This window comes from Micromonospora sp. NPDC049047, from assembly GCF_040649135.1.
Taxonomy (GTDB): domain Bacteria; phylum Actinomycetota; class Actinomycetes; order Mycobacteriales; family Micromonosporaceae; genus Micromonospora.
In genome coordinates this window covers 252,099-268,902 of the sequence record NZ_JBEZEY010000003.1, presented here as the reverse complement: position 1 = coordinate 268,902, position 16,804 = coordinate 252,099, and the positions used below count along the sequence as shown (strand labels likewise).

Genomic DNA, 16,804 nt, shown 5'->3' with positions numbered 1-16,804 from the left:
CGCCCGGCGGTCGGGTTCAGTCGGTGGTGGGGCGGGCGGATCGGCGGGTCGCGCGGGTCCGCCGAGCAGCCGGCGGCGGCATCTCCACCTCGGTCGGACCGGGCAGTTCCGGCTCGGTCCGCGGCGCCGGCACCCGGGACGTGACGGCCTCACCCACCGGGGAGTCCGTACCGGCTGGCTGGGCTGCGGTGGCGGCCCTACCGCGCCGACCCGCGGTGTCGACCGGCACGCTTGCCGTCGACGGCGTGGAGTCGGGCTCGACGGTCGGGGCCGGATCGGCACGATCGGCCGAGGTCGCCCCGTCGACGGTCACCGGGCTCGGGTCGGCCTGAACCGCCGGGCCCGGCCCGGTCCTCGTGGCCGAGGCAGCCCCACCCCGGTGCGCCGCCCGACTCCGCTCGCCGCGATCGGCGAGGACAGCGGCGAGCACCGACCCGCCGATGCCGGCGAGCACCGCGTACGGGGCGATCAGTTGGGTGGAGAGCTGCGCGGGACCCAGCGTCGACCAGTGCGGCAGGGTGGTCAGGTAGGCGAGCGCGACGAGCACCGGCCCGGCGGCCCCGGAGGCGGCCGCCCCGACCCGGTGCCCGGCCGAACGGGCCGTTCCTCGGGCGGCCAGCACGCCGATCAGCAGCGCGGGCACGAGTGCCAACAGTGCGCCGGGCCAGTAGAGCTGGCCTGAGATCCAGTACTGCGGCTGGTCCGGATCAAGCTGCCAGGTGCCGAGCTGCGCGCCGGTCAGCCCTCGTCCGACGCGTACACCGTCGATCACCGAGACCACCGCGAGCAGCCAGAGCCAGGCGGCCGTCGCGATCACGTTCATCGCGGCGGCCCGGGAACGAAGCGCCCAGCTGGCCACGAGTACGCCGATCAGGATGCCCAGCACCGCCTGCACGGCGGCGGTCCGTTGCGGTGCCCCGGTGTCGGCGCCGGTGGCGACCCGCGCGGGAACGGCGATCAGCAGCACGGTGACCAGCCCGCCGATCCCGGCGGCGAGCGCCAGGACCACCCGCCGCAGCAGGCTGTCCTGGCCGGCGGACCGCGCCTCGGGCACCTGCGACGGTCGGTTGTCGGTCGGCTCCGGGTCGGGCCAGTCGGCGGCCTGTGGATCCGTGGCGGTCGCCGAGTCGGAACTCCCGGTCGCCTCCGGACCGCTCACCGGCGGTGTGGCCGGCACCGGAGCGCCGCGCTGGTGCAGCCGCTGCGCGCAGACCGCGCCGAGCACCGTGGAGCTGGCGGCGAGCCAGGTGGCCCAGGCGAGGCCGTCAGCCCAGGCCGTGTCGCTGGCGCCGGCATCTGTGGGTGTCCAGGTGATGACGCCGAGCCCGTAGCCGAAGCCCAGTTGCGCGGCGCCCGCGCCGGCAGCGACCCCGACCGCTGTCGCGATCGACACTCCCCAGCCCTGTCTGGCCATGCGGGGCAGCGTAACGTCCCGTCGTCGGCGCGGCGAGTCGCAACAACCCGCCGGTATGGACGGACCGTCGGTGCGGCGGATGGAGCGGCGGGCGGTACGGTCGCCGGTGATGAGGCGGTGGGCGGTATGACGGACACGAACACGGGCCCGCAGGATGCCGTGGGCGGCGGCGCAAGCCGGGCCAGCATGTGGCTGGGCGGTGGGTTGGCCCTGGTGCTGCTCGCCGCGATCGGCGCGACCGGCGGCTGGCTGCTGGCCGGCGGCGAATCCCCGACGGATCCGCTGGCCGCCGCGACCACGACCAGCCCGCCGACCAGCCGGGCCACCGCGCCTCGACCGAGCACCGGACGGACCACGCCGTCGGCGGTCCGGACCTCCGCCACCGCGACCAAGGGCGCCGGCCTGACCGTGCCACCGGTGGTCGGCGCCGACTTCGTGGAGGCCCGGGAGATGCTGCGCGAGAAGCGGCTGGGCTGGCGGCTGGTCTTTGGCGGCGGAACCGGTCGTACCGTCGAGAGCGCCTCACCGGAAGTGGGCTCCGAGGTCGCCCGGGGCGCCACAGTGCAACTTCAGGTGGCTGGGCCGGCGCCAGCTGCCGAGGTGCCGGACGTGGTCGGCAAGGACTGCGCCAAAGCCGTCGACGAGTTGATCGACGAGGGCCTCTACCCGCGTTACCTCAGCGGTCGCAGCGGGAAGGTCGCCCGGCAGGAGCCGGTCGAGGACGGCTCGGCCCGGTGGAACGACGAGGTGAGCATCTGGTGTGGGGCGGGCGCCCCCGAACAACCGACGGCGAAGCCCACTCCCTGAGCTGGATGAAGCCCGTGCCGGATCGTCGCAGCCGGGAAGGTGTGACGGTCCGTGCACGGCTCGGCACGCTGATCCCCACCGATGGCAGGTTTGGCGACTAGGTTGACGGTCGAGGGCCATGCCGCCTGTCCGGTTCGGGAAAGGACGTGCGATGAGCGACGACCGCCAGGAGCCTCCCGCCAACGAGCAGGACGACGACCGGACCCGCGCACTGCCACCGGCGGCCGACCGGGCGGAGCCCGACCAGACCATGCCGATCGACAGTGCCGCGGCCACCCGCCCGGATGGTCCGACCACGCCGGGCCCGCCGACCACGCCTACCACTCCGGGTCCGCCGACCACTCCGGCTCCGCCGGCCGAGCAGACGACCCGGCTGCCTGCGGGGCGGTTGGCCGCCCCGGCGTGGTCCGGGCGGGCCGAGGTCCGGCCGCCCCGGCCGGACGATGCAGCCGGGGAGTGGTACGTCGAGGAGCAGGGCGGCAGGCGGTGGTGGCTGCCGATCCTGTGGGGTGTGCTGGCGCTGCTGCTCGCCGGCCTGCTCGGCGGGGCGCTCTGGTTGGTGCTCGCCAAGCAGGACGACGACCCGGACGACCCGGGCTCCACCCCGTCGGCACCACCACCCAGCGCCACGAGTGCCGCGCCGACCAGCGCCCCGCCCACCTCGGCCGCGCCGACAAGCGAGGCACCGAGCAGTCCGCCGGTCACCAGCGCACCGGTCGAGGTGCCGGTGCCGCCGCTCGCCGGCCTGCCGCAGTCCACCGCCGAGGGGTTGCTTGGCCGGCTCGGCCTTGCCTACCGGGTGGTGTACCGGCCGTCCGAGCTGCCGCCCGGGACTGTGGTGGGCACCGAGCCGGGCACCGGCACACCGGTGTCGACCGACGACGAGGTGCTGTTGATCATTTCGCAGGCCCGGCCCTCGACCGGGGTGAGCCCGTCCGCACCGAGCCCGACGGTGACGGGCACGCCCTGAACCGGTGGTCACCACATTCGTCGACGGGTGCCGACCAGCCCGAGGCCGGCAAGTGAGATGGCGAGGCCGAAGATCCCGGACCAGAACAGAGAGCGGCGGGTGTCCAATCCGGGGTGCCCGGCCGGAGCTGCCGCGCCGAGCTGCTGACGTCCGTCGGACGGGCCGCCGGCGCCACCACCGGCGGCCGACCCGGCCGATCCGGTCGGCTCGGTGACGCCGACCTGGTTGCCGGGCGTATCCGCGCCGATCCAGTCGGATTCCTCGGCTGCCGGTGGACCGTCGTCCGTCGGCGAATGATCGTCGATCACGGTGATCTCCGGTGCCGGCACCGGTGCGGTCAACCGGGTGGACGACATCGCCGGGTCGCGGACGAGGATGAGGGCCGTGACCATCGCGCCGAGGAGAGCGAGAAGTCCACATGCATAGGCGATACGGGAGCGGTGGTGCCGCCGCAGGGCGGGCTGATTGACCATGACCATCCCAGGGTCAGGGTCCTGGACGCGCGGGTGGAACGGTGCCGGGGTGGGCGTACCAATTCTATGGCGACGGCACGCCCACCGGCGGCGGATCGGGTCGGTCAGCCGACCCGGATCGCGGTACGGGTGACCGGTCGCCGGGCCCGTACGGTGTGCGGGCGGGGCTCCGGGGCCGCCTGCAGTTGCTGCAGCCCGTCCCGCTGGACGAAGATCGACCGTCGGTTGACCGCGTCGCCCGCGGCGTTCAACTCGTAGCCGTCGAGCCAGAGCCAACCGTCGTAGGTGGGCCAGTCCAGCACCCGGATCACCCGGAACTTGATCGGCCTGAGGAACTGGACACTCGCCGCGCGAGTCACGAGCAGTACGTCACCGGTGCGGGGAAGCACATGGGCTCCTGGGGAGGATCGGCCGGCGGCTGTGCCGGCGGTGCCTGAACGGGGGACGTCTCGGCCGGTGACGGGGTCGTGCCTCGTGAACCGGTGGTGCGGATGGTGGTGGCCGGGCCGTACTCCGCTGGTGGCGTGCCGCCACCCGACCATCACCCGGATGCTTCCGGGAACCGCGCCCGCCGCCGCAGCTTGCCGGCTTGCAGCGGCGGGGTCATTACCCCGGAGCACGTCTCGGTCGTGCCGGCCGGGCCAGCGCCGTGCCCGGTTGCCCCGCCCCGGTGTGGTTGCCACTGCGAGGAAGCGGATCGAGACGCTGAGTAACCCGTGCCATACGGACAGAGTGCATCAGCGACGTGCTACATGCAAGTTGCACGTCGACTTTTGCCGATACGTGAGCGAGTCACGCGAAAGGCCTATTGATGCCTTCCGCGTACGGACGGCACACTGGGAGCCGGTTTCGCCCGTCGCGGCCGGCCGAGGACCGGCACCACCCCCTTCGTCGCGAACGCTCGCCGGCCGACGGTCGCGCCACCGGCGGGTGTCAGGCAGTGGCGCGTCGACCGGAGGTAGCCCGAGTGGGGTCGAGCAGCCAGCGGCGGGAACCAGCGACTCACGGGTTGCGCGATGAGTGAGCGGCGCAGTCCGACCATCAGGAGGCGGCGGCTCGGTGCCGAGCTGCGCCGCCAGCGTGAGTCCGCCGGGATCACCATCGAGGTGGTCGCCGAGCAGTTGGAGTGCTCGGCGTCGAAGGTCTCCCGGATCGAGACCGGCCACACCACCGCCACCCCGCGCGACGTGCGGGACATGCTGCGGATCTACGGAGTGGTCGGCGCGGAGAGCGACGAGCTGGTGCAGATCGCCCGTGAGGCCCGCCAGAAAGGTTGGTGGCATCCGTACAGCACGGTGCTGGTCGGCGCGTACGTCGGGCTGGAGGCGGCGGCGAGTTCGATCCGGGCGTACGAACAGCAGGTCGTGCCGGGCCTGCTGGAGACCGAGGAGTATGCCGGTGCGATGATCCGTGCGGCTCGGCCAGACTTCACCGCCGATCAGGTACACCAGAGGGTGCGTGTCCGTCTGGGCCGTCAGTCGTTATTGACGCAGGACGATCCGGTCGATCTGTGGGTGGTACTCGATGAGGCGGTGGTACGTCGGCCGGTAGGCGGGGACGAGGTGATGCGTGGCCAACTCAAGCGGTTGGTCGAGGTTGCCGAGTTGCCGAACGTGACGCTCCAGATCCTGCCCTTCGAGGTGGGTGCGCACGCCGGCATGGACGGCACCTTCACGATCCTCAGCTTCCCTGAGCCCGGTGATCCGGATGTTGTGTACGCGGAGAACGCCACGGGTGGGCTTTTCCTCGAGAAGAGCGACGAACTACAGAAGTACAGCTTCATCTTCGATCACATCCGCGCTGCGGCCATACGTCCAGAGGAGTCCGTCGCACACATCGCAAAACTGGCAGAGGAGCCGTTGTGGAAATGGCGACCAAAAGGTTCCCCGTGGACCTGACGCAGGCAGCATGGTTCAAGAGCTCGAAGAGCGGACCGAACTGTGACAACTGCGTGGAGGTGGCGTACGTGACGGGGGCGGTCGGAGTGCGGGACTCGAAGGACAAGACGGGCCCGGCCCTGGTTTTCGCACCGAGTGACTGGCACGCCTTCGTCGGTGGCACCCGAGGCGGTGCGTTCGACACGGTCTGACCGAGTGTCGACCGAGGCCTCCGTCCGGATCCGGATCCGGACGGAGGCCTCGCCGTGTCCGACGAGGGTCGGTCGCTCGGGGTCGGTCGGCGAGGTTCCGCCGGGATTCCCGTCGCCACAGCCGGCCCGTCTCGTTGAACTGGTCGGTGCGGCGCAGGTCGACGACCCGTCACACCGACCGGCAACCGAGCGAGGTAGGCGAGACGGATGACGACGATCGGGTCAGACAATCTCACCAACGGTCCGGGCAAACCGGAGCGGTTCGGTGGTAAGTACCGCGGGGCGCGTCGGGACAGCGTACTGACCGAGGTGGTCTCGAACGACCAGGAGATCGGCGGGCGGGACACCTCGGCCGCCGAGTCGGTGGACATGCCGCTCTCGCTGCCCTCGCTGGACCCGAACCCACTTGTCGAGCCGTCGTTTCCGCCAAGCGGCTGGCCGATGGAGCCCAGCGCCTCGCTGGCCGACCATCCGCTGCTCCGCGGCCTGCTGATGGAGTTGCCGCCGAAGGGCACCGTGCCGCCGTCGGAGTGGCTGGATCGTTGGTTCGAGGCGACCAGGGCGATTCTGGAGTTGCTATACGTGCAGGGGGCCGGCCGTCCGCGCTGACCGCGGCACGTCGGGCTGTGCCCGCTCGGCAAACCGGCTGTGCCGCAGCGCGTGCCGGACCCCGATCGCGATCACCGCGAGCGCGCCCACTGTGATCGCCGGCCCGGTGACACCCGGGTCGGCTCCGAGGTCGGTGCCGACCGCCTCGATCAACGCCGGCACCGTGGCCAGCGCGGTCACCTGCAACGGCAGGCCGACAAGCGGGTGGGCCGCAGCGGCGCGTAGCCCGTGTGGCGCGGGCGTGCCGGGGGCGCTGGCGAATGCGCCCGCGCCGGCCCGGAGCCGGCGGATCCGCCCTAGCGAGCAGACCGTCGCCACCAGCGCCGGCCCGGCGGCCAGGGCGAGCCCGGCGGCGGCCCGGTCGACAGGTGCGGTGCCGGCACTGAGCAGACCGCCGCCGAGCACGGCCGCGGTGAGCGCCACGCCGGTGAGGGCCAACACCAGCAACCATCCGGTACGCCGGCGCAGCATGCGGGTGTTGCGCAGTCTGGGAAGCCCGTCGGCAATGACGCCGGCGGCCAACCAGACGGCGGCGATCGGAAGCAGGATGGTGAGCTGACTCTCCATGTTCGAGAGTCTTTCCCGAATCGCGCTGCGGCGAATCCGGGCCGGTCCCCCGTTCGCCCCGGAAGCCCGGCCCGTAGGGGTCATCGCACAGAGATATGGACGATCCGGCATGTCCAACCATCCGATCCCTGACTTACCCTCAGCTGGATCGGCGAATGTCGATTGATGTTGGGGCCGGTGGTCACGTTCCACCACCGGTCAGAGGGAGGTAGGAGATGGGTCTTCCACGAAGGTCCGTACTGGTCGGGGTGGCCACGGCGACGGTGCTGGCCGTCGGCACGCCAGCCCTGGCCGCCGAACCTGCCGGTGTGGTCAGGGCCGCCGGCGGAGCCACCGCCGTGCCGGACAGCTACATCGTCGTTCTCAAGGACAGCGCCGTGGCCCGGGACCGGGTCGGCGACACCGCGAAGCGGCTCTCCGGCCGCCACGGCGGCACGGTGGCCCGCACCTACGGCGCGGCGCTACGCGGTTTCGAGGTCACGGTGAGCGCGAGCGCGGCGGCGCGGATCGCGGCCGACCCGGCGGTTGCGTACGTCGAGCAGAACCACACGGTGTCCATCTCCGGCACGCAGGCCAATCCGCCCTCCTGGGGCCTGGACCGGATCGACCAGCGCAACCTGCCGCTGGACAGCTCCTACACCTACCCCAACACGGCCAGCAACGTGCACGCCTACATCATCGACACCGGCATCCGCTTCTCCCACAACGACTTCGGCGGCCGGGCCACCTCCGGCTACGACGCGGTGGACGGCGGGTCGGCCGACGACTGCAACGGGCACGGCACGCATGTAGCCGGCACCGTCGGCGGATCCACGTACGGCGTGGCAAAGGCCGTCCAACTCGTCGGCGTACGGGTGCTCAACTGCTCCGGCAGCGGCACCAACGCCGGTGTGATCGCCGGCGTCGACTGGGTCACCGCGAACGCGATCAAGCCGGCGGTGGCGAACATGAGCCTCGGTGGCGGCGCGAACAGCTCGCTGGACAGCGCCGTACGCAACTCGATCGCCTCGGGCGTCACGTACGGACTGGCGGCCGGCAACGACAGCGGCGCGAACGCGTGCAACACCTCGCCGGCGCGTACCACGGAGGCCATCACCGTGGGCTCGACGACCAGCTCGGATGCCCGCTCGTCGTTCTCCAACGTCGGCACCTGCCTGGACATCTTCGCCCCCGGCTCGTCGATCACCTCGGCCTGGTACTCCAGCAACACCGCGACCAACACGATCAGCGGCACCTCGATGGCCACGCCGCACGTGGTCGGCGCGGCGGCCCTGGTGGCCAGCGCCAACCCGAGCTGGACCCCGGCCCAGGTGCGCAACCAACTGGTGGCAAACGCGACCCCCAACGTGGTGGGCAGCCCCGGCTCCGGCTCGCCGAACCTGTTGCTCTACGTGGGCACCGGCAGCACCCCGCCGCCGCCCACCGGCTGCACCGGCACCAACGGCACCGACGTGTCGATCCCGGACGCCGGCTCGGCGGTGACCAGTTCCATCACCATCTCCGGCTGTGGTCGCAACGCCTCGTCGGCGTCCACCGTCGCGGTGAACATCGTGCACACCTACCGGGGTGACCTGGTCATCGACCTGCTCGCGCCGGACGGCAGCGCGTACCGGTTGAAGAACAGCGGTTCGGACAGCGCCGACAACGTCAACACCACGTACACGGTGAACGTCTCCGGTGAAGCCGCCGACGGCATCTGGCGGCTCCAGGTGCGGGACGTGTACGCGGCCGACACCGGCTACATCAACACCTGGACCCTGACTGTCTGAACGGTCTCCCACGACCGAGGCCCCACCCGGAAGATCGGGTGGGGCCTCGTGCCGTGGCGGAGCGGAGTCAGACCGAGAAACTGGCCGGCCGCTCGTGGGCCGGGGCCGGCGGGCGGGCCTTCCACAGGCCGACCTTCTGGGCGAGGAGCCGACTCAGGTAGGCCGGGTTGAGGATGACGTAGCGGCGCCAGAGCCGCTTCGGCTCCAGACCGAGACGCCAGAACCACTCCAGACCGGCACGCTGCATCCAGCGCGGCGGCTGGCGGAGGAGCCCGGCGTGGTAGTCGAAGGCCGCGCCGACCGCCATCAACGGCATGTCCAGCAGCGGTCGCATGGCGTACGCGAAGACCTCCTGGCGCGGGCAGCCCAGCCCGACCAGGACCAACCGGGCACCACTGGATCGGATCCGGTCGGCGATCTCGGCGTCCTCACCCGGCTGGACGGCCCGAAACTTGGACGGCTCCACCCCGGCGATCTTCAGGGCCGGGAACATCCGCTCCAGCGCCGGGATCAACCGGGCCAGGGTCTCCTCGGTCGAGCCGTACAGGTAGACCGGCAGCCCCTCGTCGGCGAAGCGCGCCAGCACGTGCAGGGTGAGCGTCGGCCCGTAGACCCGGTCGGAGAGCCCGGCGTGGTGCAGCAGGTTGAGCGCCCACCGCACCGGCTGCCCGTCCGGTGTGACCACGTCGAAGGAGTTGAGCCGCGCGTTGTGCGCCGGATCGAGCACCCCGGTCATCACACCGTGCACTGCCAACGCGGTGAGCGCGAGCGGACGCCGCTCGTGCGCCGCTGTCACCACGGCATCGGTCGCCGTGGCGTAGTCGGTGGCGTCGACCAGGACGCCGAGCACGTTGCGCTTGGTCCGCGCGGTCATGCCTTGAATACCCACTTACCCACGTTGGCCTCGTAGATCTCCCGAAGGATCATCGGCACGTCGTAAGTGATCTTCCAGTCCGGGTACTGCTCCTCGAACCGGGCCATGCTGCTGACATACCACTGGTGGTCGCCGGTGCGGTTCTGCTCGACGTAGTTGATCCGCGCCTCGCGGCCGGTGATCTCCTCGGCGATCCGGAACGCCTCGATGTGGGAGGTGTTGGAGTGCCGGCCGCCACCGAGGTTGTAGACCTCCGCGGAGCGCGGGGCCCGGAAGAACGCCTCGAACGCGGTGAGTACGTCGCGGGAGTGGATCGCGTCCCGGACCATCTTGCCCTTGTAGCCGAACAGGTTGTACGTCCGGCCCTCCATCACGCAGCGCATCAGGTACGCCAGGAACCCGTGCAGCTCGGCAGCCGAGTGCGCCGGACCGGTGAGCGTGCCGCCCCGGAAGCAGGCGGTCTTCATGTCGAAGTAGCGCCCGTACTCCTGGACCATGACGTCCGCCGCGACCTTCGAGGCGCCGAAGACCGAGTGCAGCGAGTGGTCGATCGACATCTCTTCGGTGATGCCCTCGTACCAGCGGTGGTCCTCGGGCAGCTCGTACCGGGTCTCCAGCTCGACCAGCGGCAGGGTGTTTGGCCGGTCGCCGTAGACCTTGTTCGTGGAGCAGTGGATGAACGCCGCGTCGATCGCGTGCTGGCGGGTGTTCTCCAGCATGTTGAGCGTGCCGCCGGCGTTCACGTCGAAGTCCGTGTACGGCTCCTTGGCGGCCCAGTCGTGGCTCGGCTGGGCCGCGCTGTGGATCACCACGGCGATGTCCGAGCCGTACTTCTTGAAGACCTGCTCCAGGCCGTCCCGGTCCCGGATGTCCACCGCGAAGTGGGTGTACGCGTCGCCCAGGTCACCGGCGAGCCGTTCCAGGCTCCACGAGGTGGAGCCGTCCTCGCCGAAAAAATACCGGCGCATGTCGTTGTCGATGCCGACGACGTCCAGACCGAGGCCGGCGAAGTGCCGGACCGCCTCGGAGCCGATCAGGCCACCCGACCCTGTCACCAACGCGACACTCACACGCCACTCCTGGTCCATCGGAGACAGAATCAATCGCAGCATAGCGTGGCGTCCGACCCGTCCCGATATGACGGAAGGGCCCCGCGGTAAGCGGAGCCCTCGTCGGTGGTGGGGATGGGGGGAGTTGAACCCCCACGCCCTTTCGGGCACACGGACCTGAACCGTGCGCGTCTGCCATTCCGCCACATCCCCGTGGCACAACCCGGAACACTCTAGCCGCCCCGGCCCGCTGTCTCCAACGGCCCCGGGAATATTACGCTGTCCCAGACGCTCGCCACGAGTGATTATCGTTCGTGGCGGACGAAAGATTAGCACGGCAATCCCGGCCCTTCCGAACGGGCCGGGAGCAGGTGGCCGAGCGGCGTGTGAGCTGCGCGCGCCCCGGCCGGATACCATCATGTCCTCGGGACCCGAGGAGGAGCCGGTGAGCGTGCTGCAACGCTTCGAGAAGCGTCTGGAAGGCCTGGTAGAAGGGGCCTTCGCCAAGGTCTTCAAAGGGGTGGTCCACCCCGTGGAGATCCTCAACGCCATGCAGCGGGAGGCCGAGGCGCACAAGGCGATCCTGGCCGGTGGGCGCACGTTGGTGCCCAACCGCTACGTGATCGATCTCTCGCCGTTCGACCACAGTCGGCTGGCGCCGTACGCCGCTGCGCTGGCCCAGGAGTTGGCCCAGTCGCAGGCGGAGTTCATCGGCGAGCAGGCCTGGACTGTCTACGGCGACGTGATCGTCGAGATCGAGCGAGGTGAGGGCCTGGACACGGGCATGTTCCGTGTCACAGCCGAGGTCTACACCGGCGGCGAGGTCGCCCCGGTGTCGGCACCCGGCTACGACGCCGGCCCGCCCGCCTACCCCGCGTACGACCAGGGTGGTGGCTACGGCCCTCCGCCCGGGCACGGTGGCGGTCGCAACGTGCGGCTGGTCTCTGGCGACGGTCGCACCTACCCCCTCCAGATGGGGTCGACGGTGATCGGTCGCGGCGACCAGGCCAATCTGCGTCTGCCCGACGTCGGCATCTCCCGGCGACACGCCCGGTTGGATTTCGACGGGGGTCAGGTCGTGCTCACCGATCTGGGGTCGACGAACGGCACCATGGTCAACGGGCAGCGGGTCTCCGCTGTGGCGCTCAACCCCGGTGACATGGTCCAGCTCGGCACGACGACGCTGACCTTCCGCGTGGACGGCTGACCCGCCTTGCCGGAACTGGTCATCACCGTTGCCCGGTTCGGTTTCCTGATCCTGCTGTGGATCTTCGTCTTCACAGTGGTCGGCGTGATCCGCCGGGATCTCTTCGCGGGCGCCCGCTCCGGGCGTCTGGTGGCCGCGCCACGCGCGGTCGGCGCCTCGACGGGGCAGGCGGCGAAGCCGGCGAAGGCGAAACGGGGCAGAGCCGCGCACCAGCTGGTAGTGACAGCCGGTCAGCTGGCCGGCACCAGGATCACTCTGGGTGATGCGCAGATCACCATTGGTCGGGCTGAGGACTCCACCCTGGTCATCACCGACGACTACGCCTCCGCGCGACACGCCCGGCTCGTGGCGCGCGACGGGCAGTGGTACGTCGAGGACCTCGGCTCGACTAACGGCACGTACCTCGATCGCGCTAAGGTCACCGGACCAACCCCCGTCCCCCTCGGCGTGCCGATCCGGATCGGCCGCACTTCCTTCGAATTACGGCCATGACTCTGACCCTGCGCTATGCGGCCCACAGCGACCGCGGTCTGATCCGAGACGGTAATCAAGACTCCGTCTACGCCGGGCCGCGGCTACTCGCCGTTGCCGACGGCATGGGCGGCATGGCCGCCGGTGACGTCGCCAGCAACATTGTCATCGGTGCCATGGCGCCGCTCGACGAGGACGTCCCCGGGGACGCTCTCGTCGACGCGTTGCGTTCGGCCGTGGGCACCGCCAACCAACAACTCCGCGACACGGTGGACGCCAACCCGCAGCTGGAGGGGATGGGCACCACGCTGACGGCGACCCTCTTCACCGGCAGCAAGCTGGGGATGGTCCACATCGGCGACTCGCGGGCCTACCTGCTGCGCAACGGCGAGTTCGCGCAGATCACCAAGGACGACACGTACGTCCAGATGCTCGTCGACGAGGGCCGGATCAGCGCCGAGGAGGCGAGCAGCCACCCGCAGCGGTCGCTGCTCACCCGGGCCCTCGACGGCCGGGACATCGACCCGGAATACTCGGTGCGCCAGGTGCTGCCCGGCGACCGCTACCTGATCTGCAGCGACGGCCTGTCGGGTGTGGTCAGCGCCGAGACCATCGGCGACACCCTGCGGGAATATCCCGACCCGCAGCAGTGCGTCGAGCGGCTGGTGCAGCTCGCGCTGCGCGGCGGCGGTCCGGACAACATCACCGTGATCATCGCCGATGCCACCGACCAGGACATCGTCGAGGCGAGCCCGATCGTCGGCGGTGCCGCCGCTCGGGACCGCGGCATGGCGACCTCCGCGGACGACTCCACCCCGGCCGCCCGAGCCTCGGCGCTCGCCGCGCCGCGCCCGGCCGCGCCCGAAGAGCCAGCGCCCTCGGACGACGAATCGGACCGGCCGAAGCGCCGCCCGGTGCGGACCGCCGCCATGGCGGTGGCCCTGCTGGTGATCGTCGCTGGGGGGGCCTTCGCGGGCTGGACGTACACCCAGCGGCAGTACTACGTGGGGGCCACCGAGGAGGGCCAGGTCGCCGTCTTCCGTGGCGTCCAGGGTCAGATCGCCGGGATGGACCTCTCCACGGTGCACCGGCGCAGCGGCACCCGACTGGACGACCTCACTGTCGCGGCGCAGGACACCGTCAAGGTCGGCATCCGGGCCAAGAGCGAGCCGGACGCCGAACGCCAGCTCGCCGAGCTGACAAGCGACACCCCGAGCAACCCCAACCTGAAACCGCTCTGCCCGCTCGACCCGACCGCACCGGCGGGCGGCACGCCGACACCGGCCGAGCCGTCACCGAGCCCGAACGGCAGCCCGAGCACCATCGCGTCGCCGACCTCCAACGGGGTCGCCAGCGCGAGCCCGACAACCGGTGCCACCGCCGCTGTCGGTGCGACCGGCTCGTCCACCACGCCCGACAACACGCCCTCCGATTCGGCCCCGCCGGTGCTCGACCCGGCCGGTTGCCGGTCTCCTGAGTGAGCGTCGGCTGAGATCCCAAGGACTCCACCTGTGACCGTAGCGGCCACACCGGCACCCTCGCCCGCCACTGCGGGCGAGCAGTCCGGCGTACGCCTGGCGCGGTCGCGCCGCAACGCCGAGCTGTCCCTGCTCCTGCTCGCCATGGCGTTGGTGGCCGCGTACGGGGCGACCGTCGAGGCGAACCTGCTGGACACGGTCACCCCGGACTTCTGGATGCCCGCTGCCGCGCTCGGCGCGGTCTTCCTCGGTCTGCATCTGGTCATCCGATTTCTCGCCCCGTTCGCCGACCCGGCACTGCTACCGGCCGTGGCCCTGCTCAACGGGCTCGGGGTGGGCTTCCTCCGCCGGATCGACCTGGGCGAGGCGCCGGTCGCCGACCGGGAGAGCCTGGCCATCTTCGCCGGCATCGGCGGGCGGCAGTTGGCCTGGACACTCGCCGCGGTGGTCCTCGCCGCGGGTCTGCTCGCCATCATGCGCGACCATCGTTCGGTCTCCCGGTACTCGTACACCCTGGGGTTGGCCGGCATCGTGCTGGTGATGCTCCCGGCGGTGCTGCCGGCGAGCATCTCCGAGATCAACGGTGCGAAGCTGTGGATCCGGGTGGGTGGCTTCTCCATCCAGCCGGGTGAGTTCGCCAAGCTGGCGCTGCTCGTCTTCTTCGCCTACTACCTGGTCCGTAAGCGCGAGGTGCTCTCGCTGGCGAGCCGACGGTTCCTCGGCATCGACTTTCCGCGTGGGCGCGACCTCGGCCCGGTGGTCGGCGTCTGGTTGGTCAGCCTCCTGGTCCTCGTCTTCGAGAAGGACCTGGGCACCTCGCTGCTCTATTTCGGCATGTTCGTGGTGACTCTCTACATCGCCACCGAACGGGTCAGTTGGCTGCTCATCGGTCTGGTTCTCTTCTTCGGCGGCGTCTATCTCGCGTACGTCCTCGGCTCGATGGTCGGTGGGCCGTTCGCCAACTTCTACGTCCGGGCGGAGATCTGGCTGGACCCGTTCGCCGACCCGACCGACAAGGGCTACCAGCTCGTGCAGGGGCTGCTCGCCCTGGGCACGGGTGGGCTCTTCGGCGCCGGGCCGGGCGGTGGTCAACCGGACATCCTGCCCGAGGTGCAGAACGACTTCATCTTCGCCGGCATCGGTGAGGAGCTGGGCCTCTTCGGTCTCTCCGCACTGCTTGTCGTCTACCTGTTGATCGTGGAGCGAGGGCTGCGGGCCGCGCTCGCGGTCCGGGACTCGTTCGGCAAGCTCCTCGCCGGTGGTCTCGCGTTCACCCTCGGCCTCCAGGTCTTCGTGATCGTCGGCGGGATCAGCAAGCTCATCCCGCTCACCGGTCAGACCACCCCGTTCCTGTCCGCCGGTGGCTCGTCGCTGATGGCCAACTGGTTGCTCATCGCTGTGCTGCTGCGGGTCTCCGACGGAGCCCGCCGGCCGGTCGGCGGGAGTGCCAGCAAGGCCACCCGACCCACCGGTGGCGCCCCGGAGCAGCTGCACGGTGCTCCCACGGAGGTGATCAAGCCGTGAACGCACCACTGCGCCGCGTCGGCGTCGTCGTCATGGTCCTGTTCGGCCTGCTCTTCGCGAACCTCAACTGGGTGCAGTTCCAGAAGGCCGACGAGTACCGCACAAGCGACTACAACGGTCGCGTCCAGGTGGCCGACTACAAGCGCAAGCGCGGCAACATCGAGGCCGGCGGCACCGCGCTGGCCACCAGCAAGGAGACCACCGGCAAGCTGAAGTTCCTGCGCACCTACCCGGGCGGCGCGGAGTACGCCCACGTGCTCGGCTACAAGCCGGTCAACCTGGCCGACCAGGGCATCGAGCAGGTGGAGAACGACTTCCTGGCCGGCACCAGCGACCAGCTGATCGGCGACCGGGTGAAGGACATGTTCACCGGCGACGACAGCGGTGGTGGCAACGTGCTGCTCTCGCTCTCCAAGCGGGCTCAGGACGTGGCGTACAACCAGCTGCGCAACAACCAGGTGGGGGCGAAGAAGGGCGCGGCCATCGCCATCGACCCGCGTACCGGGGCGGTGCAGGCGCTCGTCTCCATGCCCAGCTTCGACCCGAACCCGCTGGCCAGCCACAACGGCACCGAGGCGACCGCGGCGTTCAACAAGCTGGAAAAGGATCCGGCCGAACCGCTGAAGAACCGGGCGCTCGGCGAGACGCTGCCACCGGGCTCCACCTTCAAGATCGTGGTCGCTGCGGCGGCGCTGGAGAACGGCATCAGCAAGAGCACCCAGATTCCGGCCGGCCCCAGTTGGACGCCGCCCACCTCCGGCACCCCGATCCGCAACGCCGAACAGTCGATCTGCCCCGAGCCCAAGGTCACCCTGCTGGAGGCGGTCACCGAGTCGTGCAACACCGGCTTCGCGCAACTCGGCGTACGGCTCGGCGCCGACACGATCAAGGAGAAGGCCCGCCAGTTCGGTTTCGAGGAGGACGACCTCACCGTCGGTCACCTCGGCGAGGACGGCCTGCCCACGGCCGCCAGCCGGACCGGGGACATGCAGAACCCGGACGGCAGCACCGACCAGGCCGCCCTGGCCCAGTCCTCGATCGGCCAGAACAACGTCCGGATGACCCCGCTCGAAGGCGCCATGATCGCCGGTGCGATCGCCAACAACGGCAGCCAGCAGCGGCCGTACCTGGTCCAGCAGTGGCTCGCTCCGGACCGGACCACCAGCTACTACACCGCGAAGCCGCGCGAACTGCGCCAGCCCGTCGAGCCGCAGGTCGCCGCCGACCTGCGCGAGATGATGGTCAGCGTCGTGCAGAACGGCACCGGCCGGAAGGCCGCGATCAGCGGTTACACGGTCGGTGGCAAGACCGGCACCGCGCAGTCCGCGCCGGACCGGCCCGACCACGGTTGGTTCATCGGTTTCGCGCTGGACAAGAACGGCAACCCGGTCTCCGCGGTCTGCGTGATGCTCGAGCAGGCCGGCCCCGGCGGCAGCGGTGAGGCGGCCCGGATCGCCGGCCAGATCATGAAGGCCGCCATTCAAGACCCCGGGGGTCGCTGAC

At 70.6% G+C, this 16,804-nt stretch carries 17 protein-coding genes and 1 tRNA gene; 11 read left to right on the top strand and 7 right to left on the bottom strand.

Annotated elements, in window-relative coordinates:
• Positions 1-16: 16 nt before the first annotated feature.
• Entirely contained in the window at positions 17-1,414 is a 1,398-nt protein-coding gene (locus AB0B86_RS06885; protein WP_357410395.1) for a hypothetical protein, read from the bottom strand.
• A gap of 126 nt (positions 1,415-1,540) precedes the next feature.
• On the opposite strand from AB0B86_RS06885, the gene AB0B86_RS06880 reads away from it, so the two are divergent.
• Together AB0B86_RS06880 and AB0B86_RS06875 are read left to right on the top strand one after the other, a co-directional pair.
• Entirely contained in the window at positions 1,541-2,221 is a 681-nt protein-coding gene (locus AB0B86_RS06880; protein ID WP_357410393.1) for a PASTA domain-containing protein, read from the top strand.
• Between the two features lie 151 nt (positions 2,222-2,372).
• Positions 2,373-3,191 (top strand): PASTA domain-containing protein, encoded by an 819-nt coding sequence (locus tag AB0B86_RS06875; protein ID WP_357410391.1) that lies wholly within the window; start codon positions 2,373-2,375, stop codon positions 3,189-3,191.
• Positions 3,192-3,199: 8 nt separating this feature from the next.
• Here the strand turns inward: AB0B86_RS06875 and AB0B86_RS06870 are convergent, their stop codons facing one another.
• Entirely contained in the window at positions 3,200-3,670 is a 471-nt protein-coding gene (locus tag AB0B86_RS06870; protein ID WP_357416492.1) for a hypothetical protein, read from the bottom strand.
• A 98-nt stretch (positions 3,671-3,768) separates the two neighbouring features.
• Complete coding sequence (locus AB0B86_RS06865) at positions 3,769-4,053, bottom strand: hypothetical protein (RefSeq protein WP_357410387.1); 285 nt, start codon at positions 4,051-4,053, stop codon at positions 3,769-3,771.
• A gap of 627 nt (positions 4,054-4,680) precedes the next feature.
• Here AB0B86_RS06865 and AB0B86_RS06860 point away from each other — a divergent pair.
• The 3 genes from AB0B86_RS06860 to AB0B86_RS06850 all read left to right on the top strand — a co-directional run bounded on the left by AB0B86_RS06860 (position 4,681) and on the right by AB0B86_RS06850 (position 6,362).
• The gene (locus AB0B86_RS06860; RefSeq protein ID WP_110562910.1) at positions 4,681-5,562 is read left to right on the top strand and encodes a helix-turn-helix transcriptional regulator; all 882 of its coding nucleotides are present in this window, start codon (positions 4,681-4,683) and stop codon (positions 5,560-5,562) included.
• On the top strand, positions 5,532-5,753 hold the full coding sequence (locus AB0B86_RS06855; RefSeq protein ID WP_357410384.1) for a DUF397 domain-containing protein: 222 nt from the start codon (positions 5,532-5,534) through the stop codon (positions 5,751-5,753). Before AB0B86_RS06860 ends, AB0B86_RS06855 begins: the two co-directional genes overlap by 31 nt.
• A gap of 207 nt (positions 5,754-5,960) precedes the next feature.
• Positions 5,961-6,362, top strand: a complete 402-nt coding sequence (locus tag AB0B86_RS06850) for a hypothetical protein (RefSeq protein ID WP_357410382.1) — start codon at positions 5,961-5,963, stop codon at positions 6,360-6,362.
• Here the strand turns inward: AB0B86_RS06850 and AB0B86_RS06845 are convergent.
• Positions 6,330-6,929 carry a hypothetical protein gene (locus AB0B86_RS06845; RefSeq protein WP_357416486.1) on the bottom strand — a complete coding sequence of 200 codons (600 nt, stop codon included), beginning with the start codon at positions 6,927-6,929 and terminating at the stop codon, positions 6,330-6,332. The genes AB0B86_RS06850 and AB0B86_RS06845 overlap by 33 nt on opposite strands.
• 215 nt (positions 6,930-7,144) lie before the next feature.
• On the opposite strand from AB0B86_RS06845, the gene AB0B86_RS06840 reads away from it, so the two are divergent.
• Complete coding sequence (locus AB0B86_RS06840; RefSeq protein ID WP_357410378.1) at positions 7,145-8,698, top strand: S8 family serine peptidase; 1,554 nt, start codon at positions 7,145-7,147, stop codon at positions 8,696-8,698.
• A 67-nt stretch (positions 8,699-8,765) separates the two neighbouring features.
• Here AB0B86_RS06840 and AB0B86_RS06835 read toward each other — a convergent pair whose 3' ends face one another.
• The 3 genes from AB0B86_RS06835 to AB0B86_RS06825 form a co-directional block, all read right to left on the bottom strand.
• Positions 8,766-9,572, bottom strand: a complete 807-nt coding sequence (locus AB0B86_RS06835; protein WP_357410376.1) for a WecB/TagA/CpsF family glycosyltransferase — start codon at positions 9,570-9,572, stop codon at positions 8,766-8,768.
• Positions 9,569-10,684 (bottom strand): NAD-dependent epimerase/dehydratase family protein, encoded by a 1,116-nt coding sequence (locus tag AB0B86_RS06830; RefSeq protein WP_357416482.1) that lies wholly within the window; start codon positions 10,682-10,684, stop codon positions 9,569-9,571. Before AB0B86_RS06830 ends, AB0B86_RS06835 begins: the two co-directional genes overlap by 4 nt.
• Before the next feature lie 64 nt (positions 10,685-10,748).
• Positions 10,749-10,834: transfer RNA gene (locus tag AB0B86_RS06825), tRNA-Leu, on the bottom strand.
• A 205-nt stretch (positions 10,835-11,039) separates the two neighbouring features.
• Here AB0B86_RS06825 and AB0B86_RS06820 point away from each other — a divergent pair.
• Genes AB0B86_RS06820 through AB0B86_RS06800 form a run of 5 tightly spaced genes read left to right on the top strand, consistent with a single transcriptional unit; the run spans position 11,040 to position 16,803 of the window.
• Positions 11,040-11,828 (top strand): DUF3662 and FHA domain-containing protein, encoded by a 789-nt coding sequence (locus AB0B86_RS06820; protein ID WP_007454122.1) that lies wholly within the window; start codon positions 11,040-11,042, stop codon positions 11,826-11,828.
• Between the two features lie 6 nt (positions 11,829-11,834).
• The gene (locus AB0B86_RS06815) at positions 11,835-12,320 is read left to right on the top strand and encodes an FHA domain-containing protein (RefSeq protein WP_357416477.1); all 486 of its coding nucleotides are present in this window, start codon (positions 11,835-11,837) and stop codon (positions 12,318-12,320) included.
• Positions 12,317-13,780 (top strand): PP2C family serine/threonine-protein phosphatase, encoded by a 1,464-nt coding sequence (locus AB0B86_RS06810; RefSeq protein WP_357416473.1) that lies wholly within the window; start codon positions 12,317-12,319, stop codon positions 13,778-13,780. The genes AB0B86_RS06815 and AB0B86_RS06810 overlap by 4 nt, the downstream gene beginning before the upstream one ends.
• 30 nt (positions 13,781-13,810) lie before the next feature.
• Positions 13,811-15,301 carry an FtsW/RodA/SpoVE family cell cycle protein gene (locus AB0B86_RS06805; RefSeq protein WP_357416470.1) on the top strand — a complete coding sequence of 497 codons (1,491 nt, stop codon included), beginning with the start codon at positions 13,811-13,813 and terminating at the stop codon, positions 15,299-15,301.
• Positions 15,298-16,803, top strand: coding sequence for a penicillin-binding protein 2 (locus AB0B86_RS06800; RefSeq protein ID WP_357416467.1), 1,506 nt, complete (start codon positions 15,298-15,300; stop codon positions 16,801-16,803). Before AB0B86_RS06805 ends, AB0B86_RS06800 begins: the two co-directional genes overlap by 4 nt.
• Position 16,804 lies beyond the last annotated feature (1 nt).

Coding starts and splice junctions, on each gene's coding strand:
- AB0B86_RS06885 (WP_357410395.1), bottom strand. CDS start 1,414: ATGGCCAGACAGGGCTGGGGAGTGTCGATCGCGACAGCGGTCGGGGTC.
- AB0B86_RS06880 (WP_357410393.1), top strand. CDS start 1,541: ATGACGGACACGAACACGGGCCCGCAGGATGCCGTGGGCGGCGGCGCA.
- AB0B86_RS06875 (WP_357410391.1), top strand. CDS start 2,373: ATGAGCGACGACCGCCAGGAGCCTCCCGCCAACGAGCAGGACGACGAC.
- AB0B86_RS06870 (WP_357416492.1), bottom strand. CDS start 3,670: ATGGTCATGGTCAATCAGCCCGCCCTGCGGCGGCACCACCGCTCCCGT.
- AB0B86_RS06860 (WP_110562910.1), top strand. CDS start 4,681: ATGAGTGAGCGGCGCAGTCCGACCATCAGGAGGCGGCGGCTCGGTGCC.
- AB0B86_RS06855 (WP_357410384.1), top strand. CDS start 5,532: ATGGCGACCAAAAGGTTCCCCGTGGACCTGACGCAGGCAGCATGGTTC.
- AB0B86_RS06850 (WP_357410382.1), top strand. CDS start 5,961: ATGACGACGATCGGGTCAGACAATCTCACCAACGGTCCGGGCAAACCG.
- AB0B86_RS06845 (WP_357416486.1), bottom strand. CDS start 6,929: ATGGAGAGTCAGCTCACCATCCTGCTTCCGATCGCCGCCGTCTGGTTG.
- AB0B86_RS06840 (WP_357410378.1), top strand. CDS start 7,145: ATGGGTCTTCCACGAAGGTCCGTACTGGTCGGGGTGGCCACGGCGACG.
- AB0B86_RS06835 (WP_357410376.1), bottom strand. CDS start 9,572: ATGACCGCGCGGACCAAGCGCAACGTGCTCGGCGTCCTGGTCGACGCC.
- AB0B86_RS06830 (WP_357416482.1), bottom strand. CDS start 10,684: ATGCTGCGATTGATTCTGTCTCCGATGGACCAGGAGTGGCGTGTGAGT.
- AB0B86_RS06820 (WP_007454122.1), top strand. CDS start 11,040: ATGTCCTCGGGACCCGAGGAGGAGCCGGTGAGCGTGCTGCAACGCTTC.
- AB0B86_RS06810 (WP_357416473.1), top strand. CDS start 12,317: ATGACTCTGACCCTGCGCTATGCGGCCCACAGCGACCGCGGTCTGATC.